Genomic DNA, 20,731 nt, shown 5'->3' with positions numbered 1-20,731 from the left:
GATGCCCTGGCTTTCACTCCTGTCATATGGCTTCGGCGGCGCATTCCTGGCGAATGCTATCCCTCATGCCGTCAGCGGCATGATGGGCAGGCCTTTTCAGAGCCCCTTTGCACATCCGCCCGGACAAGGGCTCTCGTCGTCGACGGTCAATGTGCTCTGGGGATTCTTCAACCTCTTCGTCGGCTATGTGCTGGTCTGTCGCGTCGGTGATTTCGCATTGAAAGATACCGCAGACGTCCTCGCCCTAGCCGTCGGCGCCTTCGCGATCGCGCTGTTTTCGGCACGGCATTTCGGTCGCTTCCATGGCGGCAACGGGCCGGCGCATCGATGAAGGCTCGCGCGAGCAACACCTTCCGATCGCTGCGAAGCTTCAATTATCGGGTCTGGGTGGGCGGCGCCTTCGTCTCCAACGTCGGCACCTGGGTCCAGCGCACCGCGCAGGACTGGCTGGTGCTCACGCAACTGACCCATCATGATGCCTCGGCGGTCGGCTGGGTCATGGCGCTGCAGTTCGGGCCGCAACTCATCCTGCTGCCGTGGACGGGCTTCGCCGCCGATCATTTCAACCAGCGCAAGCTTCTCATCGCCACGCAGGCGACGATGGGTGCGCTCGCTATTGCATTGGGGGTGCTCACCGTCACCGGCATCGTCCAGCTCTGGCATGTCTACGTCTTCGCCTTCCTGTTCGGCAGCGCTGCGGCTTTCGATGCCCCGGTGCGTCAGACCTTCGTCGCGGAACTGGTCGGGGACGAGGATCTGCACAATGCGGTGGCGCTCAACTCCACCTCGTTCAACGCCGCGCGGATCGTGGGTCCGGCCGTCTCCGGCATCGTGATCGCCGCGGTCGGCACGGGCTGGGCCTTTCTGATCAATGGCGCCTCCTTCGCCGCCGTGCTGGTCTCGCTCGCCTTCCTGCGCACGGCCCAGCTTCGTCCGAACGCCCGGGCCGTCCGTGGGAGGGGCGGCTTCGCCGACGGGCTCCGCTATGTGTGGGATCGCCCGGACCTCAAGGCGATGCTCGTCATGCTGTTCCTGATCGGGACGTTCGGCCTGAACTTCCCGATCTTCATCTCGACCATGGCGGTCAGCGTCTTTCATACGGACGCCCGTGGATACGGGCTGTTGTCGTCGATCATGGCGATCGGCACGATGTCCGGCGCGCTTTTGGGCGCCGGGCGCGAAATGCCGCAGTTCCGGTTGTTGCTGGTCGGCGCCACGATCTTCGGTTTCGGCTGCACGTTCGCCGCCTTGGCGCCTGGCTATTGGCTGTTTGCTGGCGCGCTCGTCATCATCGGCGTGGCGGCGCTGACCCTCACCAACACGACGAACAGCCTGATGCAGCTCTCGACCGAGCCCGCCATGCGCGGGCGGGTGATGGCGCTGCGCGTCGGCATTGCGCTGGGCGGCACACCGATCGGCGCCCCGATCGTCGGTTGGGTGGCAAGTCATTACGGTCCGCGCTGGGCGCTCGGCATCGCTGCGGCTTCGGGCTTTGCCGCCGCCATCGTGGCGCTGGCCACCGCGGGCCGCCGCCGAGCAGGATAGCGCCAAGTTCGCGCCGACGGATAGCGATCGAAGGGGCGGCGAAGCGGGGCATTGGTCCGCACCTTGGCGCTTGATTTTTCTGACCGAACGGACAAATGTTAGCGCTAATATTTCAGACTCCCGATCCACACAGCGGGAGGGGTGCCAGGGGAGGAAATCCTGTGAAGATCGCTTTTGCTGCCTCGCTTGCGGCCGTCCTGATCGCGCAACCGTCGCTGTCGCAGACGCAGCCTCCCGTGATCGCCGAAGACTTCAAGCCGTCCTCGTTGAACCAGCCGGGGCAGCAATATCCGCAGGTCAATTCGCAAGGCTATGTCCGCTTCCGCATCGTCGCGCCCGCCGCGACAAGCGTGAAGGTGAGTCTGGGCCTTGGGGGCCGGGGCGGCACCGTCCTGAGCAAAGCCGCCGACGGAAGCTGGACGGGCACCTCCGAAGGGCCGCTGGACGAGGGCTTCCATTATTATCACCTCACGATCGACGGTGGCACGTTCAACGATCCCGGTGCGCTCAATTTCTTCGGATCGACGCGCTGGGAGAGCGGCATCGAGATTCCCGCGCGCGATGCTGATTTCTATGCGCTCAAGGATGTCCCGCACGGCCGGGTCGAGCAGATTCTATTTCCCTCGCCCAGCACCGGCGGCCCGCGCCGGGCGTTCGTCTATACGCCGCCGGGTTATGACAAGGACCCGAACAGGCGATATCCGGTCCTATACCTGCAGCACGGCTGGGGCGAGGACGAGACGGCCTGGTCCAGCCAGGGCCATGCCAACCTGATCCTCGACAATCTGATCGCCGCCGGGAAGGTGCGGCCGTTCATTATCGTCATGGCCTATGGCATGACCAACGATGTCCGGCCGGGCAGTCCCGGCGGGCTTGCCAGCTTCGACATCAAACCGTTCCAGACGCTGCTGCTCGACGAGTTGATCCCCTATGTGGATCATGAGTTTCGCACCCTGTCCGACGCGGACCATCGCGCCATGGCGGGTCTTTCGATGGGCGGGTTCGAGACCAAGCTGATCGCGCTGAAGAACCTCGACAAGTTCGCATATATCGGCCTGCTGAGCGGTGGTACCGTGTCGCTGGACGATATCAACGCAACTCCGGGGTATAAGGAGAAGGTCAAGTTGACCTTCGTGAGCTTCGGCAGCCGCGAACTCGAAGGTGGCCGGGCAGGCCCTCCCGGCGGCCCCCGCGTCGATCCGCGCGCGAACGCTGAGGCGCTCAAGAACGCCGGTATCGATAGTGCCTTCTATGTCTCGCCCAATACGGGACATGAATTCCAGTCGTGGCGGCGAAGCTTGCGCGAACTGGCGCCGTTGCTGTTCAAGGACTGACGATCGCCAGCCTATCTTTAACCGGCTGAGCTTCGGCGGGCAAAAACCGTCGACCGCCGAGGTACGTTCCCGCTCAGCAAATTCGCAACGACATGCGGTACGAACCTTGCGGCGTTGCCCGTTATCAGGCCGTCCTCGCGAATTCCCATCCCCGCCGATTTGAAGGCGAACGCAGACAGGGAGGCCGACCGAACGCAGACCACTGGTGCTCCGCTGGAGCAATCGTGTCGTCATGTTCGCGCGATCGACGCATGAATCGGCAGTAGCGCCGCGCCCAGCGCGGAGCCGGCGCCGCCGAGCTGGGAGATTTCGATGTCGTACCGCTCCTTCTCGCTCTCGGCGATATGGTCGCCCCATTTGATCGCCCGGCGGTTCAGCCGTTCGGCAAGTCCGTGCATGATCGCGGACGGCAAAGGGCTCATCAGCCGGATCGCCCCCGGATCGAACCAGGCGAGCGCCGAGTTGATCGTCTGGAGAAGCTGATCGGCGGCCCGTTCCAGCCAATCATCGATCGTCGCCTCATATCCCGGGATCGCCTCGGCAAAATCGGCCAGCGATCCGACCTTGCATCCGTCCGCCTGCAATGTTGCGATCAGATCGAGCGTCGTCGGGCGCGGCTGGTTACCCGGGTAGAACATACCGATCTCACCGGCGCTGCCCGTTTCGCCGCGCATCAGCCGGCCTTCATGAACGATTCCCGCCCCGATGCCGTGCCCGAGCAGGATCACCACCGCGGCGGTACAGCGCCGGATCAGCCCGCCCAGATAATATTCGGCGAGCGCCGCCGCCGTCGCGTCATTCTCGATCCAGATCGGCAGCCGCAGCGTTTCCTCGAAGATCGCGCGCAGCGGCGCCTCCTTCCACCCGGGCAGGTTCTGAACCACGTGCCAGCGATTGCCGTCGCGCGACAGCGCCGGGCCGGGCACGCTGAAGCCGACGCCGTACAGCCGGCTGCCCAGCAGTCGGTGTTCCATCGCGAGATCGTGGATACGGCGATCGACGTGGCGGGCGAAACAAAGCGGGTCGACGGGCTCGATCTTCTCGGACGTGAGCGACACCACGCCCCCGGCATAATCGACCAGCGCGATTTCCAGCAGGCCGGCATAGATCGCTACCCCGACCGCATAGCCCCCAGCCGGGGAAATCCGCAGCGGCACCGTCGGGCGCCCCCGACCCGCCAACGTCTCGGCGGGCAATTCCTCGATCAAGGCCTGCCCGATCAGCGTTTTGGTCAGCTTGGAGATGGCGCCGTTGCTGATCTGCAGAGACTCGGCCAGGGCAGACCGCGATTGTGGGCCGCGCGTGCGCAGCTGCCAGAGCAGCCGCTTCTCTTCCTCGAGCAGCGTGACCGGTGGATGCCTCATCATGCGGAGCCAATAGCAGCCCGGTACGCAGCCCGTGATTTATTTTCTCAGAAATAAATAAATCTGTCATCCGCGCCGCGCATCGGCGCCGCGAGTTCACGATATCTCGGGGGAAACGATCCGATGAAGAAGCATAATTTCGCCGCCGGCTGCGCGGTGCTCGCGCTCTGTGCGCTATCCGCGCCGGCCTTCGCGCAGACCGCCGACACGCCGGCCGCCGACCCGGCGCAGACCGCCGACGATACGGGTGCGGACATTATCGTCACCGGCTCGGCGCGCGCGCAGCGCCGTTTCGACGTCTCCTATGCGATCAACTCGCTCAGCCAGGCGAACGTCGAGAAGATAGCGCCGAAGAGTTACGCCGACCTGCTCGGCACGGTCCCCGGCATCCAGGTCGAGGCGACCGGCGGTGAGGTGCAGAACATCACCCGCGTGCGTGGCATCCCGACCGATCGTGGTTATCTGATCTTCCAGCAGGACGGGCTGCCGCTCTACCACGAAATCGACGGCGTCTTCTTCAACTCCGGCGAAGGCATGAACCGCTACGACTTGATGACCGAGCGGGTCGAGATCGTGCGCGGCGGCCCGGCGCCGATCTATGCCAGCAGCGCCGCGGCGATCGCCAACAACATCACCGTATCGGGCGGCCCGCAGGCGCGCGGCAAGGCGCAGGTCACGCTCGGCGACACCGGCCTCTATCGGCTCGACGCGATGCAATCCGGCCCGATCAGCGACAACACCTTTTTCGCGATCGGCGGCTTCCTGCGCCAGCATGACGGTTATCGCTATGCCGGTTTCCCCAGCGACAAGGGCGGCCAGATCCGCGCCAACCTCAAGCGCGAGCTGAACAATGGATATGTCAAGATCTCGGCCGAATATGTGAACGACCACAACGTCTTCTATCTGCCGATCCCGACCAACGATCCGCGTAACCCGGCGGTCTCGCTCAATCCCTATATCGACTATTTCACCGGCACGATGAACTCGCCGTCGCTGCGCAACGTCAACATCAAATATCGCGACGGCTCCGGAGCGCTGCAAAGCATGCAGCGCGACCTCGCCAACGGCCGTCACATGCGCTTCTTCAACGCCGCGGTCGATTACGAAGCGGACTTCAACGGCTGGCACGTCTCCGCCAAGGTCGGCGGGACCAAGGGCAAGTCGAGCTTCGACGCCTTTTATTCGACGACCAACCCCGCCGATGCCACCACCTTCGCCGCCGGCTATCTGACCGCCGCGCGCACCGCGTTCGGCCCCAATGTCGCGCGGCTGGGCTATGCGCTCGCGGGCACCAACGGCGCAACGGTCTACGATCCCTCGACCGCTTCGGGCCTCGTCATGTCCGGCCAGTATCGCGCCTCGGAATCGGACTTCTATTCGGTGCAGGGCGACCTCAGCGTTACCCGCAAGTTCGAGACGGGCATCGGCACTCATGACGTGCGCGTCGGCCTGTATGGCTCCTTCTACGGCAACACGCTGCTCCAGGCCTATCAGGACATGCTCATCGAGGTGCGCAGCCAGCCACGCACCCTCGACCTGGTCGCCTATTCGTCGACGGGCGCGGTATTGGGCTCGGTCACGCAGAACGGCGTGCTGCGCTACACCACGACGCTTAACCAGGGTCAGGGCGACGCGCAGATGATCGCCTTCTACGCGAACGACACCTGGGATATCACGCGTGGCCTGCGCGTCGACGCCGGTATCCGTACTGAACGCTATGGCTATAAGGGCATCGCGCTGCCCACCACGCAGGTCAATCTGGGTGACGCCACCACGCTCGCCGACGACACCACCCGCGCCTTCACCGGCCAGGTGCTCGATCAGCGGCTGAATCCCAAGGCGACCAACTGGACGGTCGGCGTCAACTACGACCTGAACGGCCATTTCGGCGCTTACGGGCGCATCTCCAACCTCGAAGTGCCGCCGCAGCTGGGTGTGGTGACCGGCATCAATGCGACCATCGTCAAGACCAAGGCGCGTCAGTACGAAGTCGGCCTGAAGGCGAGCTTCGGCCCGAACTATCTCTACGCGACCGGCTTCTACACCAAGTTCAACCCGTTCAACGCCTCGTTCGCGGCGTTCAACCCGCTGACCGGCCGCAACGACCAGACGCTGCCGTTCATCGGCGAGGCCTCGGTCAAGGGCGTCGAAGTCGACGGCCGGGTCGTGCCGGTCCGCTGGTTCTCGCTCGAAGGCTCGGTGACCTGGCAGAACCCGGAATATGCCAATCTGCAGAACAGCTCGGGCGCCGATCCGAGCGCGGTGAACGGCAAGCAGATCATCCGCGAGGCGAAATTCTTCGGCAATTTGCGGCCGAGCTTCGACTTCGACCTCGGCGCGCAGAAGGTCTCGATCTTCGGGCGATTCGAATGGGTCGGCCGGCGCTATGTCGACTTGTTCAACCGCACCGCGATGCCGGGGTACCAGACGATCGGCGCGGGCGCGTCGCTCGATTGGGGGGTGTGGCACGTCCAGGTCGTTGGCGACAATCTGTTCAACGCCCACGGCCTGACCGAGGGCAACACGCGTACCGACCAATTCGCCGGCCAGGGCACCAGCGAGGCGATCTACGGCCGCCCGTTGTTCGGCCGGAACTTCCGCCTCATCGTCAGCCGTAGCTGGTGATGCGTGCGCTGCTCCCCGCCGCGGCGCTCGCGGTGACGGCGCTCACCGCTCCGGCTTCGGCCGAGGCGGTGGACGACGGGATGATGGTAACGCTGTCCGCGCGACTCTTCCCGTTGCTCGATGCCGCCGGGCATGATCCAGCAGCGCTCGGGCGGATCGCCAGGGCGCCCGGCATGGAGGATGTGCTGCGCCTGCGGCGGGAGCGACGCGCCGTGTGCGGCGCCGATCTCGTCTGCCGCGCGCAGGCGCTGCTCTGGAGCGATCGCGAAGCGGCGGCGATGCGTCGCGCCGTCGCCCAAACGCAAGGCCTTCCCGCGGCAGATGATACGCCCGCTGCGCAAGTGGATCGCGAGATCGCGGGGATCAACACGATCGTGCGGACCTATGCGCTGGGGGCGATCCCCGCGACCGCGATCGATGGCCCCGGCGCGGTCTCGCCGCAGGATCATCAGGCGCGCCTCCAGGCAGCGGACTGGATCGCCGAGACGCCCCGCGACGGATCGGCGCAGCGGCTCGATCCCAGCATCGACTATGCGCTCGCGCTGCTCGACGTGAGCGATCGCACTGATGCGATCGGCCATGAACCGCTGACCGCCGGCGCCAACGCTGCGGCGATGGCGCGGGCGAAGACGCTCGACTGGCATCGCTATCGCTATAGCGCGATGATCGTCACGGGCGTTGGCCCCGAGATCGAGGGCGAACCGCTCAGCCCGTTCGGGAAATATCATTTGCGCCTTGCCGCGCGCCGGTTCGCGCAGGGTGACATCGCCTTCATCCTGCTCACGGGTGGACGGGCGCATCCACGCGCGACGCCGTTCACCGAGGCCGACGAAATGCGCAAGGCGCTGATCGACCGCTACGGCGTGTCGCCCGACGCGATCATCACCGAGCCCTATGCCCGCCACACCACCACCAACCTGCGCAACGCCGGCCGGCTGCTCGCGCGGTTAGGCGCGCCGCTGGAGGCGGAGACGGTGATCGTCTGCAACTCGCTGCAGAGCGCCTATATCGAAAGCGCGAAGTTCGCGGAGCGCAACGCGGCCGAGCTCGGCTATCAGCCCGGCAAGGTCGTGCGTCGGGTGTCGCCGACCGAACTGGTGTTCCGTCCGTCACCGGCGTCCGAGCGCGTCGACCCGCGCGATCCCCTCGATCCCTGAAAGATACCGTCATGCGCCGCTTCGCTTTGGCCGCCGCCCTCATGCTGTGCCCCGCCGTCGCCCATGCCTGGGGCGGCACGGGGCACGCGGCGATCGACCGCGCGGCGATCCAGACGATACCCGATGACGGCCCGGTCTTCCTCCGTCGCTATGTCGACTATATCTCCGCTTCGGCCGCGCTGCCGGACAGCTGGCGCGGGGATTCGGAGGGCTTTTCGAAGATCGAGGAAGACCCGAACCACGGCTGGTTCCGCGAACAATTCGCCTTCCTGAAGCCGATCCCGCGCTCGCGCTACGAGTTCATCCTCGCGCTCTATAAGCATTACGAGACGATCAAGCAGAGCGATCCGGCCACCGCGGCACGCACCAACGTCCGCTGGACCGGCACTTTGCCTTATGCGGCGATGGAAGCCTATGAGCGGCTAATCGTCTGCATGCGCGCGATCCGCGCGGCGCAGGCCGGCGGCGGCGACGCATCGGTTCCCGAGCAGCACTGCGCGTTCCAGGCGATCCGGCTCGGCCATTATATCGGCGATGGCGCGCAGCCGCTGCACATCTCGGTGAACTCGGACGGCTGGCTCGGCGCCAATCCGAACGGCTATACTCGCGACCGCAGCATTCACGGGCGGTTCGAGAGCCGCTTCGTCGACGGCATCGGCCTCACCGCTGCGGACATTATACCCCGGATCGGCGCGCCGGCGCATCGCCACGGCGACATGTTCGATGCGGTGCTCGCCTTTCTCGATCAATCGGGCGATCGAATGGAGACGGTCTACAAGCTCGAGAAGCGTGATGGCTTCAGCAACATGGCGGACAAGGACGTCCGCGCCCTGATCTACGAACGCACCGCCGCGGGCGCGGCGATGCTGCGCGATATGCTCTGCCGCGCCTGGGCGGAAAGCGCGGTGCTGCCGGCCAAGACGACACCCTCGCCACTCGATTTCTCCAACCCGCGCTTCAATCCGGAGACGGGCTCCGCCCCCGCCTGACGCCAGGCGAGCGCGCGCAACAGCCGCGCATGCCGGCGATGGTCGAGCGTGAAACGCCTGAGCAGCAACATGGCCAGCAGCGTGCCGGCGAGCGGCACGCCCAGACCGAGACCGAACATGCCGAGACGCACCGCTGTCGGCTGTACCGCGCCGGGAACGTAGCCGAGCGCGTTCAGCACCCAGCCGATCATCGCGGTCGCCCCGGCGCCACTGGCCTTCACCAGGACCAGGTAAAAGGCGAACAGCCCCGTCTCGAACCGCCGGCCGTGGCGCCATTCGACGACGTCGACCGCGTCGGCAAGCAGGCCCCAGGGCAGCATGAACACGCTCGCAAAGCCGAAGCCGATCAGCGCCGCGCCCGCCACCTGTCCCGCCGGCCACGCGATGCTCAGGGCGAAGAACAGGAGGCCCAGCGCGCTCACCGCATGTCCCGCCCCGAGAAGAAGGCTCTTGCTGAAGCGGTAAGTGAGCGTGGTCCAGGCGAGGACGCCACCGCATTGCCCCGCCGTCAGCGCGGTAAGCAGCAGGGTGACCGCGCGCGGCTGATCGACGACATAGGTTCCCAGATACATCAGCATCCGACCGAAACACGGCATCGCGAAACCGGTGAGCAGGGCCAGCGCGCCCATTGCCAACACCATCGGATCGCGTAGCGGAACGGCGATGCGATCGCCCCGAAGCGGGGATTCCGTGCCGTTCCCGCCGCGCGCGCCCGAGCCCCAAACGCACAGCAGCATGGTCAGCGCGAAGACCAGGCCCGCACCGATCCCGGTGAAAGCCAATGCGCCAAAATGTCGCGCCCGCCCCGCTTGCTGCACCAGCGGGGTGAGCACGGTGGCGATGGCCAACGCGCTCGCGGTGCTGAAGAGCAGCCGGTAGCCGGAGACGCGCCCGCGCGCCCGGCTGTCGCGGTTGATCTGCGCCATCAGCGCATTGTGCGGCACGTCGACGATCGCATAGGCGCCGCGGAAAATGAGGATCGCGGTCGCAAGCATCCAGCCACGACGCAGGCCCAGCACCGGCATTGCGTAGATCAATCCGAACGCCGCCCCACAAGGCAGCGCGGCCAAGGCTATCGTCCAGCGATAGCCTCGTCCCGCCGCCCGCCAATGGAGGACGAGCCGGGCCGCAAGCAGATCGAACACCAGATCGCCGAGCACCGCGAACAGCATCAGCCCCGCTGCCTGGGCACCGTTCAGCCCCAGCACGTCGGTCAGCAAAAACAGGATCGTCAGATCCGCGCCGCTGAACACCAGGGCCTTGCCGAAATTGCCCGACGAATAGGCGATCATCCGATATTCTGTGGTGATGTTCGCGATCGGGGGCATCTTTCGCATCAATGGCGACGGCAAGCCTGACGCCGTACCGCTACCGCCCGTACGACCCGATAATTTCAAATTGGCGACAGCGCTGAACGGCATCTATCGGAAGGCATGGCAGTCGCCGTTGGCTGTCCGTCATTGCGGTGGGCAGCGGTCAGGGGATTTGCTGACGTCGCAAGGCGCCGGCATAGACTTTCATGGCGAATGCGCAGCACCCGAGCGCAATCAGCAGCATGAGCGGCAGCGCGATCGCCAGCGACCACGCGACCGCAGCTGGCCGGGCGAAGACTCGATCGGTGATCAGCGCGACGATGGTCGGCCCGAGCCCCAGTCCGAGCAGGTTGGCGGTGAGCACGGCGATCGCGTGCTGAATGCCGCGCATCCGGCCCGGCGTGATCTCCTGCACCGTCGCCGGCCCCGAGCCGAGCGCGGCGGACAGGCAGAACAGCAAGGCAGCGGCGAGGGCGAGGAACAGCCCGGGCACCGGCATCAGGGGAGCCGCGATCGCGAGCGGGATCGCGGCGGCGAGCGCACCTGCCATCACCATCAGCCGCCCGGTCTCGCGACCGCGCGACCGCAACGCATCACCGGCCAGCCCGGCGGCGAAGGTCCCGGCACTGCACGCAAGGATGACGATCCAGCCCAACCGCCAGCCTGCCGCCGCCGGCCCCATCTGGAACGTCCGCGCCATCATCGCCGGGGTCCAGGAAAGCAGCCCATAGGCCGCCATATTGGTGAAGCCGACCGCGGCATCGACGCCCAGGATCGGCCGCCAATGCACGGCGAAATAGCGCCGCACCTCGCCCCAGCCCGGCGTCTCGTCGCTGCCCCCCGCGCCCCGGCGCGGTTCGCGCAAGCTCGCGACCCATAACGCCACGCCGAGCCCGATCGGCATCAGCAGCAGGAAGATCGCTTGCCAGTTCCGAACCGCACCGACCAATGGCAGGGAGACGTCGCCCTTGGGCAGCATGCCCAGTATTGCTCCCCCCAGGATCATCGCGAGCCCGGACCCGATAAAGGCCCCCATCGAATAGATCCCCACCGCGAGGCCGAGCCGGCGCGGCGGGAAATAATCGCCCAGCAACGAATAGGCCGACGGCGTCATCGTCGCTTCGCCGACACCTACCCCGATCCGGCTGAGCAGCATCACGGCATAGATACGGGTCAGGCCGAAGCACCCGGTCGCGATCGACCAGAAGGCGATGCCCATGCTCAGCACCGTGACTCGCCGCCTGGTGTCGACCAGCCGCCCGATCGGCAGGCCGCCGATCGACAGGAAGAGCGCGAACGACAAACCCTGAAGCAGGCTGATCCCGGTGTCGCTCAGCTTGAGGTCGCGCTTGATCGGTTCGACCAGCAGATTGAGGACCTGACGGTCCACGAACGCCAGGACATAAGCGACCATCAGCACCGCGAGCGCATAGGGCGCGTAACGCGGTCCGATGCAGCGGTCTGTCATTCGCCCAAAACCGCGTCGAGCTTCGGGAAGATCGCGCGATAATCGCCGAGATCGCGATGCGCCACGCCCGGCACCCGCTGGAAGTCGAGCCTATAGTCGTCGCCGTCGAGCGTCAGGACAGCCGCGCCGACGATCTTCTCGCCGATCCATTCCTGCATCCTGTCGGGGACGACGAACGCGGTCGACGGTACCCAGAAATGCTCGACGCCATCGACGGTCAGCCGGCGCAGCTGATGCGTATGCCCGCTCGCGACGAAGCGCAGATCGTGGCCGGCCAACACTTCCGCAAGGGCGAGCCGCTGTTCCAACGGAACATAGCGCGGGTGTCGCTCCTGATCGCTGAGCGCGACGCGCAGCCAGGGTTTGTGCAGGAACAGCCCGATCGGCCCGTCGACCGCCGCCAATGCGCCGCACAGCCAGTCGAATTGCCGGGTCTCCTCCGCGCTGTCGGTGTTGAACAGCTGGGCGTTGAGGCCGATCAGCGCCCAGTCGCCCGCCGGGTAGAGCCAGTGATCGGCCCCGAAAGCAGTGCGGAACAGGCCGAGCGCGGCGGCGTCGAACGGTTTTTCGCCGAGCGCCCGGCCGGGTACCGGATTGTCGCCGATATCGTGATTGCCGGGGACACAGAGCAACGGCACGTCGAGCCGGTCCAGCACCGTTTTCGCTTCCTCGACTTGCCCGGGCGCGGCGATGCCGTCGGCGGTCACGTCGCCGAGATGGATGACCAGATCGCAGCCGTCGCCGTTGATCCAGTCGATCGCCGCCACGGCGTTGCTGACAAAGTCTGTGGCCATCGCGGCCAGATGGGTATCGCTGATCAGCGCAATCTTCATGACGTGTCGCGGTCCCGCGCGGTTGGTGGGCGTCGCTTCCTGCCCCGGCGCAATTCGTTGCGGAAAGCGCAACCGCGGCATCGCGCGTTGCGTCGCGTGCAAATTGCATCGCCCGCAACACGCGACGCATGCTTTGCGTTGGCCGATCAGGGCTCCATCCGGTCAAGGCCGCGGCGACCAGAGGGGACCGACCGATGATTCGCCAGCTATGCCTGACCAGCGCAGCCCTTGCCCTGGGGACCGCTACCGCCGCCCGCGCCCAATCGGCACCCGATCCGCAAGCTCCCAACGCCGAAGCGTCCACCGACATCGTGGTGGTGGGGTCGCGCGGCACGCCGCGGCTGCGCACCGATACGCCGGCGCCGGTCGACGTGCTGAGCGGCGATACGCTGACCGATCAGGGGGCCGATAACCTCACTCGCGCTCTGTCGGCATTGTCGCCCTCGTTCAACTTCGTGCCGGCGGTCACCTCTCCCTCGGCGGCAGGGACGCGGCCGGCGACGCTGCGCGGCCTGACGCCGGATCAGGTGCTGGTGCTGGTCAACGGCCATCGCCGCCACGCCGCCGCGGTCATCAACACCAATAACGGCGTTGGGCGTGGCACGGTGCCGGTCGATCTCAACACCATCCCGGCGTCGGCGATCGAGCGGATCGAGGTGCTGCGCGACGGTGCCGCCGCGCAATATGGCTCGGACGCGATCGCCGGCGTCATCAACATCGTGCTGCGCAAGGATGCCGGGGGCGGCTACGCCTCGCTGCGCGGCGGCGCGACCGAGCGCGGCGACGGCGGCACGCTGGCGGCGGCCTCCCGCAACGGATTCTCGATCGGCAACGGCGGTTTCCTCACGGTGACATCGGAATTCCGCTCGCGCGCCCATACCAATGCCGCGGCGGTCGATCCGCGCTTCGGCCGCGTTACACAGCGGCTCGGCGATCCCAGATCGAAGGATGCCAATCTCGCGCTCAACAGCGAGATCCCGCTCGGTGCCAATATCACCGCTTACGCCTTCGCCACCGCCGCCGGCCGCTTCACCGAGTCCACCCCGCTGTTCCGGCTGCCCAATGTCTCGCCGGGCTTCTACCCCCGGGGCTTCCTGCCGCTGATCCGCCAGCGGACGCTCGATATGGGCGGCGCGGTCGGGTTGCGCGGCGCGATCGCCGGCTGGAAGTGGGACCTCAGCGACACCATCGGCTACAACCGCGCCGACATTCGCGTCGCCAATTCGGTCAATACCTCGCTCGGCGCGGCGAGCCCGACCAGCTTCGACGGCGGCGGCCAGCGTTATGCGCAGAACATCGCCAACCTGACCATCGACCGGAAGGTCGATCTACTGGCAGGCGCGAACCTCGCGATCGGTATCGAGCATCGCTACGAATGGTACAAGCTGCGCAAGGGCGAGCCGCTGTCCTATGCGGGCGCCGGCGCGCAGGGCTTTCCCGGCTACAACCCGCCATCGCCGGTCCATGTCGATCGCCACGCCTTGAGCGCTTTTCTCGACGCGGAACTGAGCCTGCTTCCCGGTCTCGATCTGGGCGGCGCGGTGCGGTACGAGGATTATAGCGATTTCGGCAGCCGCACGATCTGGAAAGGCTCGCTGTTCTGGCGCCCGGCGCCCTTCGCGGCGGTGCGCGGCGCGATCAGCACGGGATTCCGCGCGCCTTCGCTTCAACAGCAATATTTCTCGACCGTCACCAGCCAGCTGTCGAACGGCGTGCTGGTCAATGTCGGCAATTTCGCGGTGCGCGATCCGGTGTCGAGGGCGCTCGGGGCCTCGCCGCTGAGGGCCGAGACGTCGCGCAACTATTCGGGCGGGATCGTGCTCACGCCGATGCGCCGGCTCGACCTGTCGATCGACGTCTATCGCATCGACATCAAGAACCGCATCACCTTCAGCGAATCGCTGACCGGGCCGGCGGTGACCGCGATCCTGCTGGCGAACGGCATCACCAACGCCTCGCAAGTGCGGTTCTTCACCAATGCCGCCGACACCCGGTCGGAAGGGATCGAGGCGACATTGCACTGGTCGGCGGGCAAGGCGTCGACCGGGCTGCTCGACCTCTCGCTTGGCTATGGCGGATTCCGCAACAAGCTGACCAGGCTGAGCACCAACAGCGTGCTGCCCAGCCTGCCGCTGCTCGGCACCACCTCGATCGGCGTGCTGGTCGACTCGCAACCGCTCAGCAAGATCACCGCCAATGCCGGCGTCACCCTTGGTGCCTTCCACCTCAACGCCAATGTCGTCAATTACGGGCCGTTCCGCGCGGCGCCGCTCGGCACGGTGCAGCGGTTCGGGCCAAAGACCCAGGTCGACCTGACGCTGGGCGTCGATGCCGGCAAGGGCACGCGGTTCGATCTCGGCCTGCTCAACCTGACCAATGTCTTTCCCGATCAGGTGATCGGCCAGACCGACGGCCGGCTCTATACCGAGGCCGGCGGGCTGAACTTCAACGGCCGCGAATTCTTCGCGCGTTTCTCGATCCGCTATTGAGAGATCAGGCGAGCTGCGGTGTCGCCGCGGCTTGTTCCTCCAGCCAATGCCATACCGCGCCGACCGGTCCACGCCGCTTGCGGTCCGGCGCCGCGGCGAGCTGATAGCCGCCCGGGAAACGCGCCACCGGCAGGCCGATCCGCTCCAGCCGCCCGGCCTCCAGGAAGGGCCAGACCGTCGGGCTGGAACCGATCGCAACGCCCAGCCCTTGCGAGGCGGTCTCATAGAGCGCGTGGATGAACTCGAATCGAGTCACTTGCCCGCTCGGCATCGGTCTTCCCGTGGACCGGGTCCACCAATCCCACAGATCGGTTGGCTGGGTCACCGACAGGAGCGGATAGCGATCGAGACCGTCCTCCGCGAACGCCCGGGCGATCTGCGGTGCCGCGACCGGCGTGGCGGCGACGTTGAGCAAGTCGACATGGTCGAGCCCGGTCAGATCGATATCGGTGAAGCATATCCCGAGATCAGCTTCGCCGCTGCGCACCCCGCGGGCGCCACGATCGGTCTTGAGCGTCAGCGCGATATCCGGGTGCCGCGCGCGGAATTTCTCCAGCCGGGGGATCAGCCACCCGACCGCAAGCGAGTGCGACAGCGACAAGGTGACATCGCGGCGCCCGCGGTCGCCGACCTTTTCCGCGATGCGTCGGAGCTCGAGATAGGCGGGTTCCAGCTCCGCGAGGCAATCCTTGCCCGCGTCGGTCAGCCGCGCGCCGCCCGCGGTCCGCTCGAACAGCCGCGCTCCGACATGATCCGAAAAGGCCTGGATGCGGCGGGAGAAAGCTGCGGCGCTCAGCGCGCATCGATCGGCCGCGGCGCGAAACGTGGGGCCGCGCGCGCCCTCGATGAACGCCTCGATCTGCTCAAGCCGAGGAAGGGATCGCCGCATACCGGCAAGCCTATATCACTTGCGTGACAGTTGAGGGACGTTCCCTGGTTAGGAGCTGGCAGTACGCTTCCGGCCGATAGGAGTGGCTGGCCAAGGGCACGGAGGCGTCGCGGGCGCCCTGAAGCCTGGTCGCAGAGCCTCCATTTTGCCCGTCGCTGCCAAGAGGACGCGCAGGTACGCGGTCAACACCGGCGAGCATATCTTCATGACGATCAACGGCCAGGGCGCACAAGTGTATCAGGCGCTTGCGGATAATGAGTCCGGCACCACGATCACGGCTGTCGGCAGCGAAGGAGCCGTCACCGCGGACGGCAAGTGGAAGCTGATCTACAACTCGGTTTCCACGACCAGGGCCGGGCGGCGCTGGTATGCCGATCGCTCGCGCGAGGTATGGGCGATCTGGGGCGCTGCGATGGCGGCGGCGGGGCGTCGGCGCACGCTCCACGTCATCGCGTGGCAGGCGGCGCTCGGATTTGGCAGCGCTGCACGGGACTCGACTGGGAAAATACCTATCAGAGCACCGACCGCTTCGCGATCGCGCCTTATTGGGGCGGTGGCATTGCCGGCCCGACCGCAAACAAGGGGCCGGCAGACATAAACACTTACGACACCAACGCACGCCCCTCTCAAGATCAAATTGCCATACTGCGCGGCAGGTAGCGACACCGTGCATGTCAGCTTCGCGGAACCGCGGCGATGACAAGTAAAGGCGTGGAACGGGGCGGCACGGGTAGATGGCAGTCTCTCAGCTACCTTTGCGAAGCCGGCTGGGCCAACCCACGCGCACGAGCGTCTCGTCGGGGCCGTTCAGAGCGAACTCATACATGCCCCAGGGCTTGTCGCCAGCGCCTTCTCGCTCGATGATCTCGTCCGCAAAGACGGCGGCCAGGGCGTCGACATTCTCGCGATAGAGGTATAGCCCAAAGGGGTTTCTCCCCGGCGTCAGCCAGCCAGGAACGGCGGGATTGAGGTGGATATCTCCCCCATGCCCATCGCTCAGCATCCGGTAGTCGTCGGGGCTTCCATCATCGCGCGTGAAGCCCAGACGCTCGAAAAAGCGCTGCGCCGCATCGAGATCGTTGCAAGGCAGGATCGCCGTCATTCGCTGCAGCATTGGCCGGTCTCCAAGCGTTCTGCCATCACCAAACACTCAGTTGACGGCCGCATAATAATACGCAATGCGTATGAAATGACAAGCGGAGACGATCGTGAGAGCAGCGAAGCCCGGATCGTTCGAGCAGTGTTGCGGCTGGCGCGTCGACTACGCGGCCCCGCGTTCGATGGAGAGGTAACAGGCAGCGGTCTGGCGTTGCTCGCATCGCTGCATCGAACGGGTCCGATGAGTGCGGCGGCGCTGGCGCGCAGCGAGGGCTTGCAGCCGCAGTCGCTCAGTCGCCTGCTGGCCCGGCTGGAAGCCGACATGCTGATCGATCGGCCGATCGATCCAGTCGATCGACGCCGGCAACAGATCGCCCTCACGCCTGCCGGCACGGCGGCTTTGAAGCGGGCGATGACTCGCCGTCGCGCATGGCTCAGGGATGCCATGTCCCGCCAACTGAACGATGCCGATCGTCGGGCGTTGCTGGCGGCGACCGACGTGATGCTCCGGCTCGCCGGTCACGCGGGGGAAGATGGTCATGAATGAGGAACCCATCCTGATCGCGGCCGAGCCCCAGCTTTTCGTACCGGAATTGAGTGCGGCCTGCGCCTTCTATGTCGATCGCCTCGGCTTTACGCTCATGTTCATGCACGGCGATCCGCCTTTCTACGCGCAGGTCAGGCGGGGCGGCGCTTGCTTAAACCTGCGGCACACAGACGGCGAGGTGTTCGCGCGCGGCTTCCGCGACCGGGAAGCCGACGCGCTTTCGGCGACCGTAACGGTTCAGGGTATCGAGGCGCTGGCCCGAGCCTTCGACGCCGCCGGTGTCGAATGGCACCAGCGCCTCAAGCGTGAAATATGGGGCGCGCAAACCTTCATCCTCCGCGATCCCGGCGGCAACCTCATCGCTTTTGCCGAATAGCCGGCACGCGTCGCGCGGATATAGCAGGCCAGCATCGCGAGATCGACGGCAAGGCTGGCGCCGAAGCGCCCCAGCTTGTCCAACGCTTTTCGCGATGCGGGACGGCTCGCCACGACAAAATCCTGCCCAATTACTGTCGTTTGCTCGCGCCTGCGCAATAAGCGCGACACTGCCGAGACGCGCAATGGCCGAGCACCCTGGTTCGCAGCAGAGTTCGTCGTCGTGAAGGCCGCATTGTTCGCGGCGTTGGGCCTCATGCTCGGCGCCGCTGCGCCCGCGGCCACCGACGCGCCGGCCGTCGAGCCGACTTTCTGGCTTCCCGATGCCGGATCGGGCTGGATCGACTTCGATCCGGGCGATGGCGGCCAGGTCGTCATTCCGGTCGTCGTCAACGGCCAGCCGGCACGCGCACTGGTCGATACCGGCTTCGATCAGCTGGTGCTGAGCAAGGCGTTCGCCGATGCGCACCATCTCGCGTTAACGCCGTTGAACAAGCCGATCGGGTTCGGCGGCGCGTCGCAAACATACGCGACGCCCGGCATATCGCTCGATATCGGCGCGATGCGGACGACCCGCCCCGGCGCGTTGGTCGTGACCGATTTCGACAATGTGAGGAACGCTGGCCTCAACTTCGACGCGGTGATCGGTCTTGCGTTGCTGGCCAGGCTCGAATGGCAGCTCGACGAGGATCATCACCGCTTTCGATTCTTGCCCAGTCACGCCGAGCCGATCGTCGGCGGGACGCCGGTTCGGTTAGGGCCCCGCGGTTCGCGTCTCGTCACCACGATCGGCGTGAACGGCGCGCCGCTCGCCTCCGCGATGATCGACCTGGGAAGCGATGACGAGGTGAGCGTGCCCCCCGCGGTGATGCAGCAGGCGAAAGTGCATGTCGACACCGACCTGATGGCGGCGGGCGCGGGGGGCGCGGTCGTCGAGCCGGTCGGGCGACTGGGTTCGCTGACCATCGGCGGCCTGCAGGTCGAAGGCGCCCATGCGACGAGCGACGCCGGCTGGTTTCCCGGAGACGACATCAAGGCCTTGATCGGCATGGGCATATTGCAGCGCTACGACCTGACGGTCGACGTCCCGGCCGGTATGATGAAGCTGACCGCCCGGACCACGCCGGCGATACCCAGACCCAAATCGACCTCGGGCGTCCAGGGGGCCTATGCGGACGGCCGGTTGCTGATCGCCCATGTCATGAAGAATTCGCCCGCCGAGGCCGCCGGGCTGAAAGCGGGGGACGCGATCTGCGCGCTCGACGACAAGCCGATGTCGCAGCAACTGGTCGACCAGCATTGGGGTCGCGCGGCGCCCGGCACGCGATACGCCGTCAGGCTGTGCGACGGAACGGCACGGCAACTCGTGCTGCGCGACTTCTACTGAGCTGCAGCCGACGAAGGCGAGGAGCGATCGCCTCGCACGGTGGGTGAAGACTCAGCGGGATTGTGCGAGGAAGCCCGACCAACCTGGGGCGGGAAGGGGGGAGGGGGGAAACAACCGGCTGTTCGCCGTGGATTGCACGCACGGCACGCAGGTCGGCGACCCGGTAAGGCTCAGATTACCTTGCTCGGTTCACGGACCGGAAGCAGGCTGATGCTGTGTCCCGTGGCTGCTTCGGCTGCGCGACGCAGCATAGCCGGGTCCGACATGCCCTGACGGTCGAGCCGAGGCGTATAGGGGGCTTCCAGCCGTGCTGCCTCGTCGTCGGTGAGGCTGATCGATAGCGAGGCCACAGCATCGTCGATATGTTTTTCCTTGAGCGCCCCCACAATCGGCGCCGCCACCACAGGATTGCGACGCAGCCAGGCAAGCGCAATCATTGCCCGGCTGACGCCCCGTTCTTCCGCAATGGTCCCCACCGCCTCGATAATCAGCTTGTCGCTGTCGGCGGTGGCCGCACCCAGATTATAGGCCGCTTCGGTTTCCGCCCTTGCGGTGGTCGCTCCCCACGGCCGGGCCAGCCGGCCACGGTTGAGTGGGCTGTAGATGATGGTCTGCACCCCTTCGTCGATGCACAGCGCGTGCATTTCGCGTTCTTCTTCACAGTCGAGAAGATTGTAGCTATCCTGCATCGACACGAAGCGAGCCCAGCCGTTGGACTTCTGCAGGTGCAGCGCTTTGCCGAATTCCCAAGCCATCATCGACGATGCACCGAGGTACCGGACCTTACCGGCCTTGACGACATCGTTCAGGGCCTCGAGCGTTTCCTCCCACGGGGTGGTCGTGTCGCGACGATGGATTTGATAGAGGTCGATATAGTCGGTGCCGAGGCGTTTGAGGCTCATATCGACTTCGGTCATGATCGCCTTGCGCGACAGCCCTATGCTATTGGGCCCATCGCGCATCGGCGCGCTGATCTTGGTGGCGATCACGACGTTTTCGCGGTGCGCAAAGTCCTTCAGTGACCGCCCGAGAATCTCCTCGCTGGAGCCATTCGAATATAAATTGGCGGTGTCGAAGAAATTGATGCCCGCCTCAAGCGCGTGGCGAATGAGACGTCGACTTGCTTCCTCGTCGAGCGACCAGGAAGGGTAACCGCGTGACGGCTCTCCGAATCCCATGCAGCCAATGCAGATAGGCGAAATATCGAGGCCCGTCCGGCCGAGCTTGGCATATTGCATGTCCATCTCCGCATACGCTATATTTGGACAATTGTCCGCTTGCTGTTCCGTAACGGACAATTGTCCGTTTAGTCAAGGGG

General features: G+C 65.9%; 17 protein-coding genes. 10 read left to right on the top strand and 7 right to left on the bottom strand.

All coding sequences use genetic code 11. The annotated features are described in order from the left end of the window. The first annotated feature begins 1 nt into the window (after position 1). The 3 genes from NED98_RS08765 to NED98_RS08755 all read left to right on the top strand — a co-directional run bounded on the left by NED98_RS08765 (position 2) and on the right by NED98_RS08755 (position 2,879). Positions 2 to 331: a hypothetical protein gene (locus tag NED98_RS08765; protein ID WP_265312670.1), complete on the top strand. Its 330-nt coding sequence runs from the start codon at positions 2 to 4 to the stop codon at positions 329 to 331. Then, the gene (locus NED98_RS08760) at positions 328 to 1,545 is read left to right on the top strand and encodes an MFS transporter (RefSeq protein WP_265312669.1); all 1,218 of its coding nucleotides are present in this window, start codon (positions 328 to 330) and stop codon (positions 1,543 to 1,545) included. The genes NED98_RS08765 and NED98_RS08760 overlap by 4 nt, the downstream gene beginning before the upstream one ends. A gap of 95 nt (positions 1,546 to 1,640) precedes the next feature. After that, positions 1,641 to 2,879 (top strand): alpha/beta hydrolase-fold protein, encoded by a 1,239-nt coding sequence (locus tag NED98_RS08755; RefSeq protein WP_265312668.1) that lies wholly within the window; start codon positions 1,641 to 1,643, stop codon positions 2,877 to 2,879. Between the two features lie 230 nt (positions 2,880 to 3,109). Here the strand turns inward: NED98_RS08755 and NED98_RS08750 are convergent, their stop codons facing one another. Beyond that, positions 3,110 to 4,243 carry an ROK family transcriptional regulator gene (locus NED98_RS08750; RefSeq protein WP_265312667.1) on the bottom strand — a complete coding sequence of 378 codons (1,134 nt, stop codon included), beginning with the start codon at positions 4,241 to 4,243 and terminating at the stop codon, positions 3,110 to 3,112. 123 nt (positions 4,244 to 4,366) lie between these two features. Between NED98_RS08750 and NED98_RS08745 the strand changes: the two genes are divergently transcribed. Beyond that, on the top strand, positions 4,367 to 6,868 hold the full coding sequence (locus NED98_RS08745; RefSeq protein WP_265312666.1) for a TonB-dependent receptor: 2,502 nt from the start codon (positions 4,367 to 4,369) through the stop codon (positions 6,866 to 6,868). Beyond that, positions 6,868 to 8,025: a YdcF family protein gene (locus NED98_RS08740; protein ID WP_265312665.1), complete on the top strand. Its 1,158-nt coding sequence runs from the start codon at positions 6,868 to 6,870 to the stop codon at positions 8,023 to 8,025. Before NED98_RS08745 ends, NED98_RS08740 begins: the two co-directional genes overlap by 1 nt. An 835-nt stretch (positions 8,026 to 8,860) precedes the next feature. On the opposite strand, the gene NED98_RS08730 is transcribed toward NED98_RS08740, so the two are convergent. The 3 genes from NED98_RS08730 to NED98_RS08720 all read right to left on the bottom strand — a co-directional run bounded on the left by NED98_RS08730 (position 8,861) and on the right by NED98_RS08720 (position 12,628). Further along, positions 8,861 to 10,342: an MFS transporter gene (locus NED98_RS08730; RefSeq protein WP_432423308.1), complete on the bottom strand. Its 1,482-nt coding sequence runs from the start codon at positions 10,340 to 10,342 to the stop codon at positions 8,861 to 8,863. 148 nt (positions 10,343 to 10,490) lie between these two features. Then, on the bottom strand, positions 10,491 to 11,795 hold the full coding sequence (locus tag NED98_RS08725) for an MFS transporter (RefSeq protein ID WP_265312663.1): 1,305 nt from the start codon (positions 11,793 to 11,795) through the stop codon (positions 10,491 to 10,493). Next, positions 11,792 to 12,628, bottom strand: a complete 837-nt coding sequence (locus NED98_RS08720; protein ID WP_265312662.1) for a metallophosphoesterase family protein — start codon at positions 12,626 to 12,628, stop codon at positions 11,792 to 11,794. Before NED98_RS08720 ends, NED98_RS08725 begins: the two co-directional genes overlap by 4 nt. Positions 12,629 to 12,822: 194 nt before the next feature. On the opposite strand from NED98_RS08720, the gene NED98_RS08715 reads away from it, so the two are divergent. After that, positions 12,823 to 15,117, top strand: a complete 2,295-nt coding sequence (locus NED98_RS08715; protein ID WP_265312661.1) for a TonB-dependent receptor plug domain-containing protein — start codon at positions 12,823 to 12,825, stop codon at positions 15,115 to 15,117. A gap of 4 nt (positions 15,118 to 15,121) precedes the next feature. Here the strand turns inward: NED98_RS08715 and NED98_RS08710 are convergent, their stop codons facing one another. Continuing rightward, a complete protein-coding gene (locus NED98_RS08710) occupies positions 15,122 to 16,006 on the bottom strand; it encodes a LysR family transcriptional regulator (protein WP_265312660.1) in 885 nt (294 codons plus the stop codon). Positions 16,007 to 16,211: 205 nt separating this feature from the next. On the opposite strand from NED98_RS08710, the gene NED98_RS08705 reads away from it, so the two are divergent. Further along, complete coding sequence (locus NED98_RS08705; RefSeq protein ID WP_265312659.1) at positions 16,212 to 16,604, top strand: hypothetical protein; 393 nt, start codon at positions 16,212 to 16,214, stop codon at positions 16,602 to 16,604. Positions 16,605 to 16,751: 147 nt separating this feature from the next. Here NED98_RS08705 and NED98_RS08700 read toward each other — a convergent pair whose 3' ends face one another. Continuing rightward, positions 16,752 to 17,108 carry a VOC family protein gene (locus NED98_RS08700; protein ID WP_265312658.1) on the bottom strand — a complete coding sequence of 119 codons (357 nt, stop codon included), beginning with the start codon at positions 17,106 to 17,108 and terminating at the stop codon, positions 16,752 to 16,754. Positions 17,109 to 17,195: 87 nt separating this feature from the next. Here NED98_RS08700 and NED98_RS08695 point away from each other — a divergent pair, with 87 nt between their 5' ends. From NED98_RS08695 to NED98_RS08685, 3 genes are all read left to right on the top strand, one after another. Beyond that, positions 17,196 to 17,651: a MarR family winged helix-turn-helix transcriptional regulator gene (locus NED98_RS08695; RefSeq protein WP_265312657.1), complete on the top strand. Its 456-nt coding sequence runs from the start codon at positions 17,196 to 17,198 to the stop codon at positions 17,649 to 17,651. Then, complete coding sequence (locus NED98_RS08690; RefSeq protein ID WP_265312656.1) at positions 17,644 to 18,027, top strand: glyoxalase superfamily protein; 384 nt, start codon at positions 17,644 to 17,646, stop codon at positions 18,025 to 18,027. The genes NED98_RS08695 and NED98_RS08690 overlap by 8 nt, the downstream gene beginning before the upstream one ends. Positions 18,028 to 18,102: 75 nt before the next feature. After that, positions 18,103 to 19,413, top strand: a complete 1,311-nt coding sequence (locus NED98_RS08685; protein WP_265312655.1) for an aspartyl protease family protein — start codon at positions 18,103 to 18,105, stop codon at positions 19,411 to 19,413. Between the two features lie 170 nt (positions 19,414 to 19,583). On the opposite strand, the gene NED98_RS08680 is transcribed toward NED98_RS08685, so the two are convergent. Then, complete coding sequence (locus NED98_RS08680) at positions 19,584 to 20,651, bottom strand: aldo/keto reductase (RefSeq protein WP_265312654.1); 1,068 nt, start codon at positions 20,649 to 20,651, stop codon at positions 19,584 to 19,586. Positions 20,652 to 20,731: the final 80 nt, after the last annotated feature.

This window comes from Sphingomonas lycopersici, assembly GCF_026130605.1.
Lineage (GTDB): Bacteria > Pseudomonadota > Alphaproteobacteria > Sphingomonadales > Sphingomonadaceae > Sphingomonas > Sphingomonas lycopersici.
Note: the sequence above shows the minus strand (reverse complement) of the source record. Positions and strands in the feature narration are given on the sequence as shown.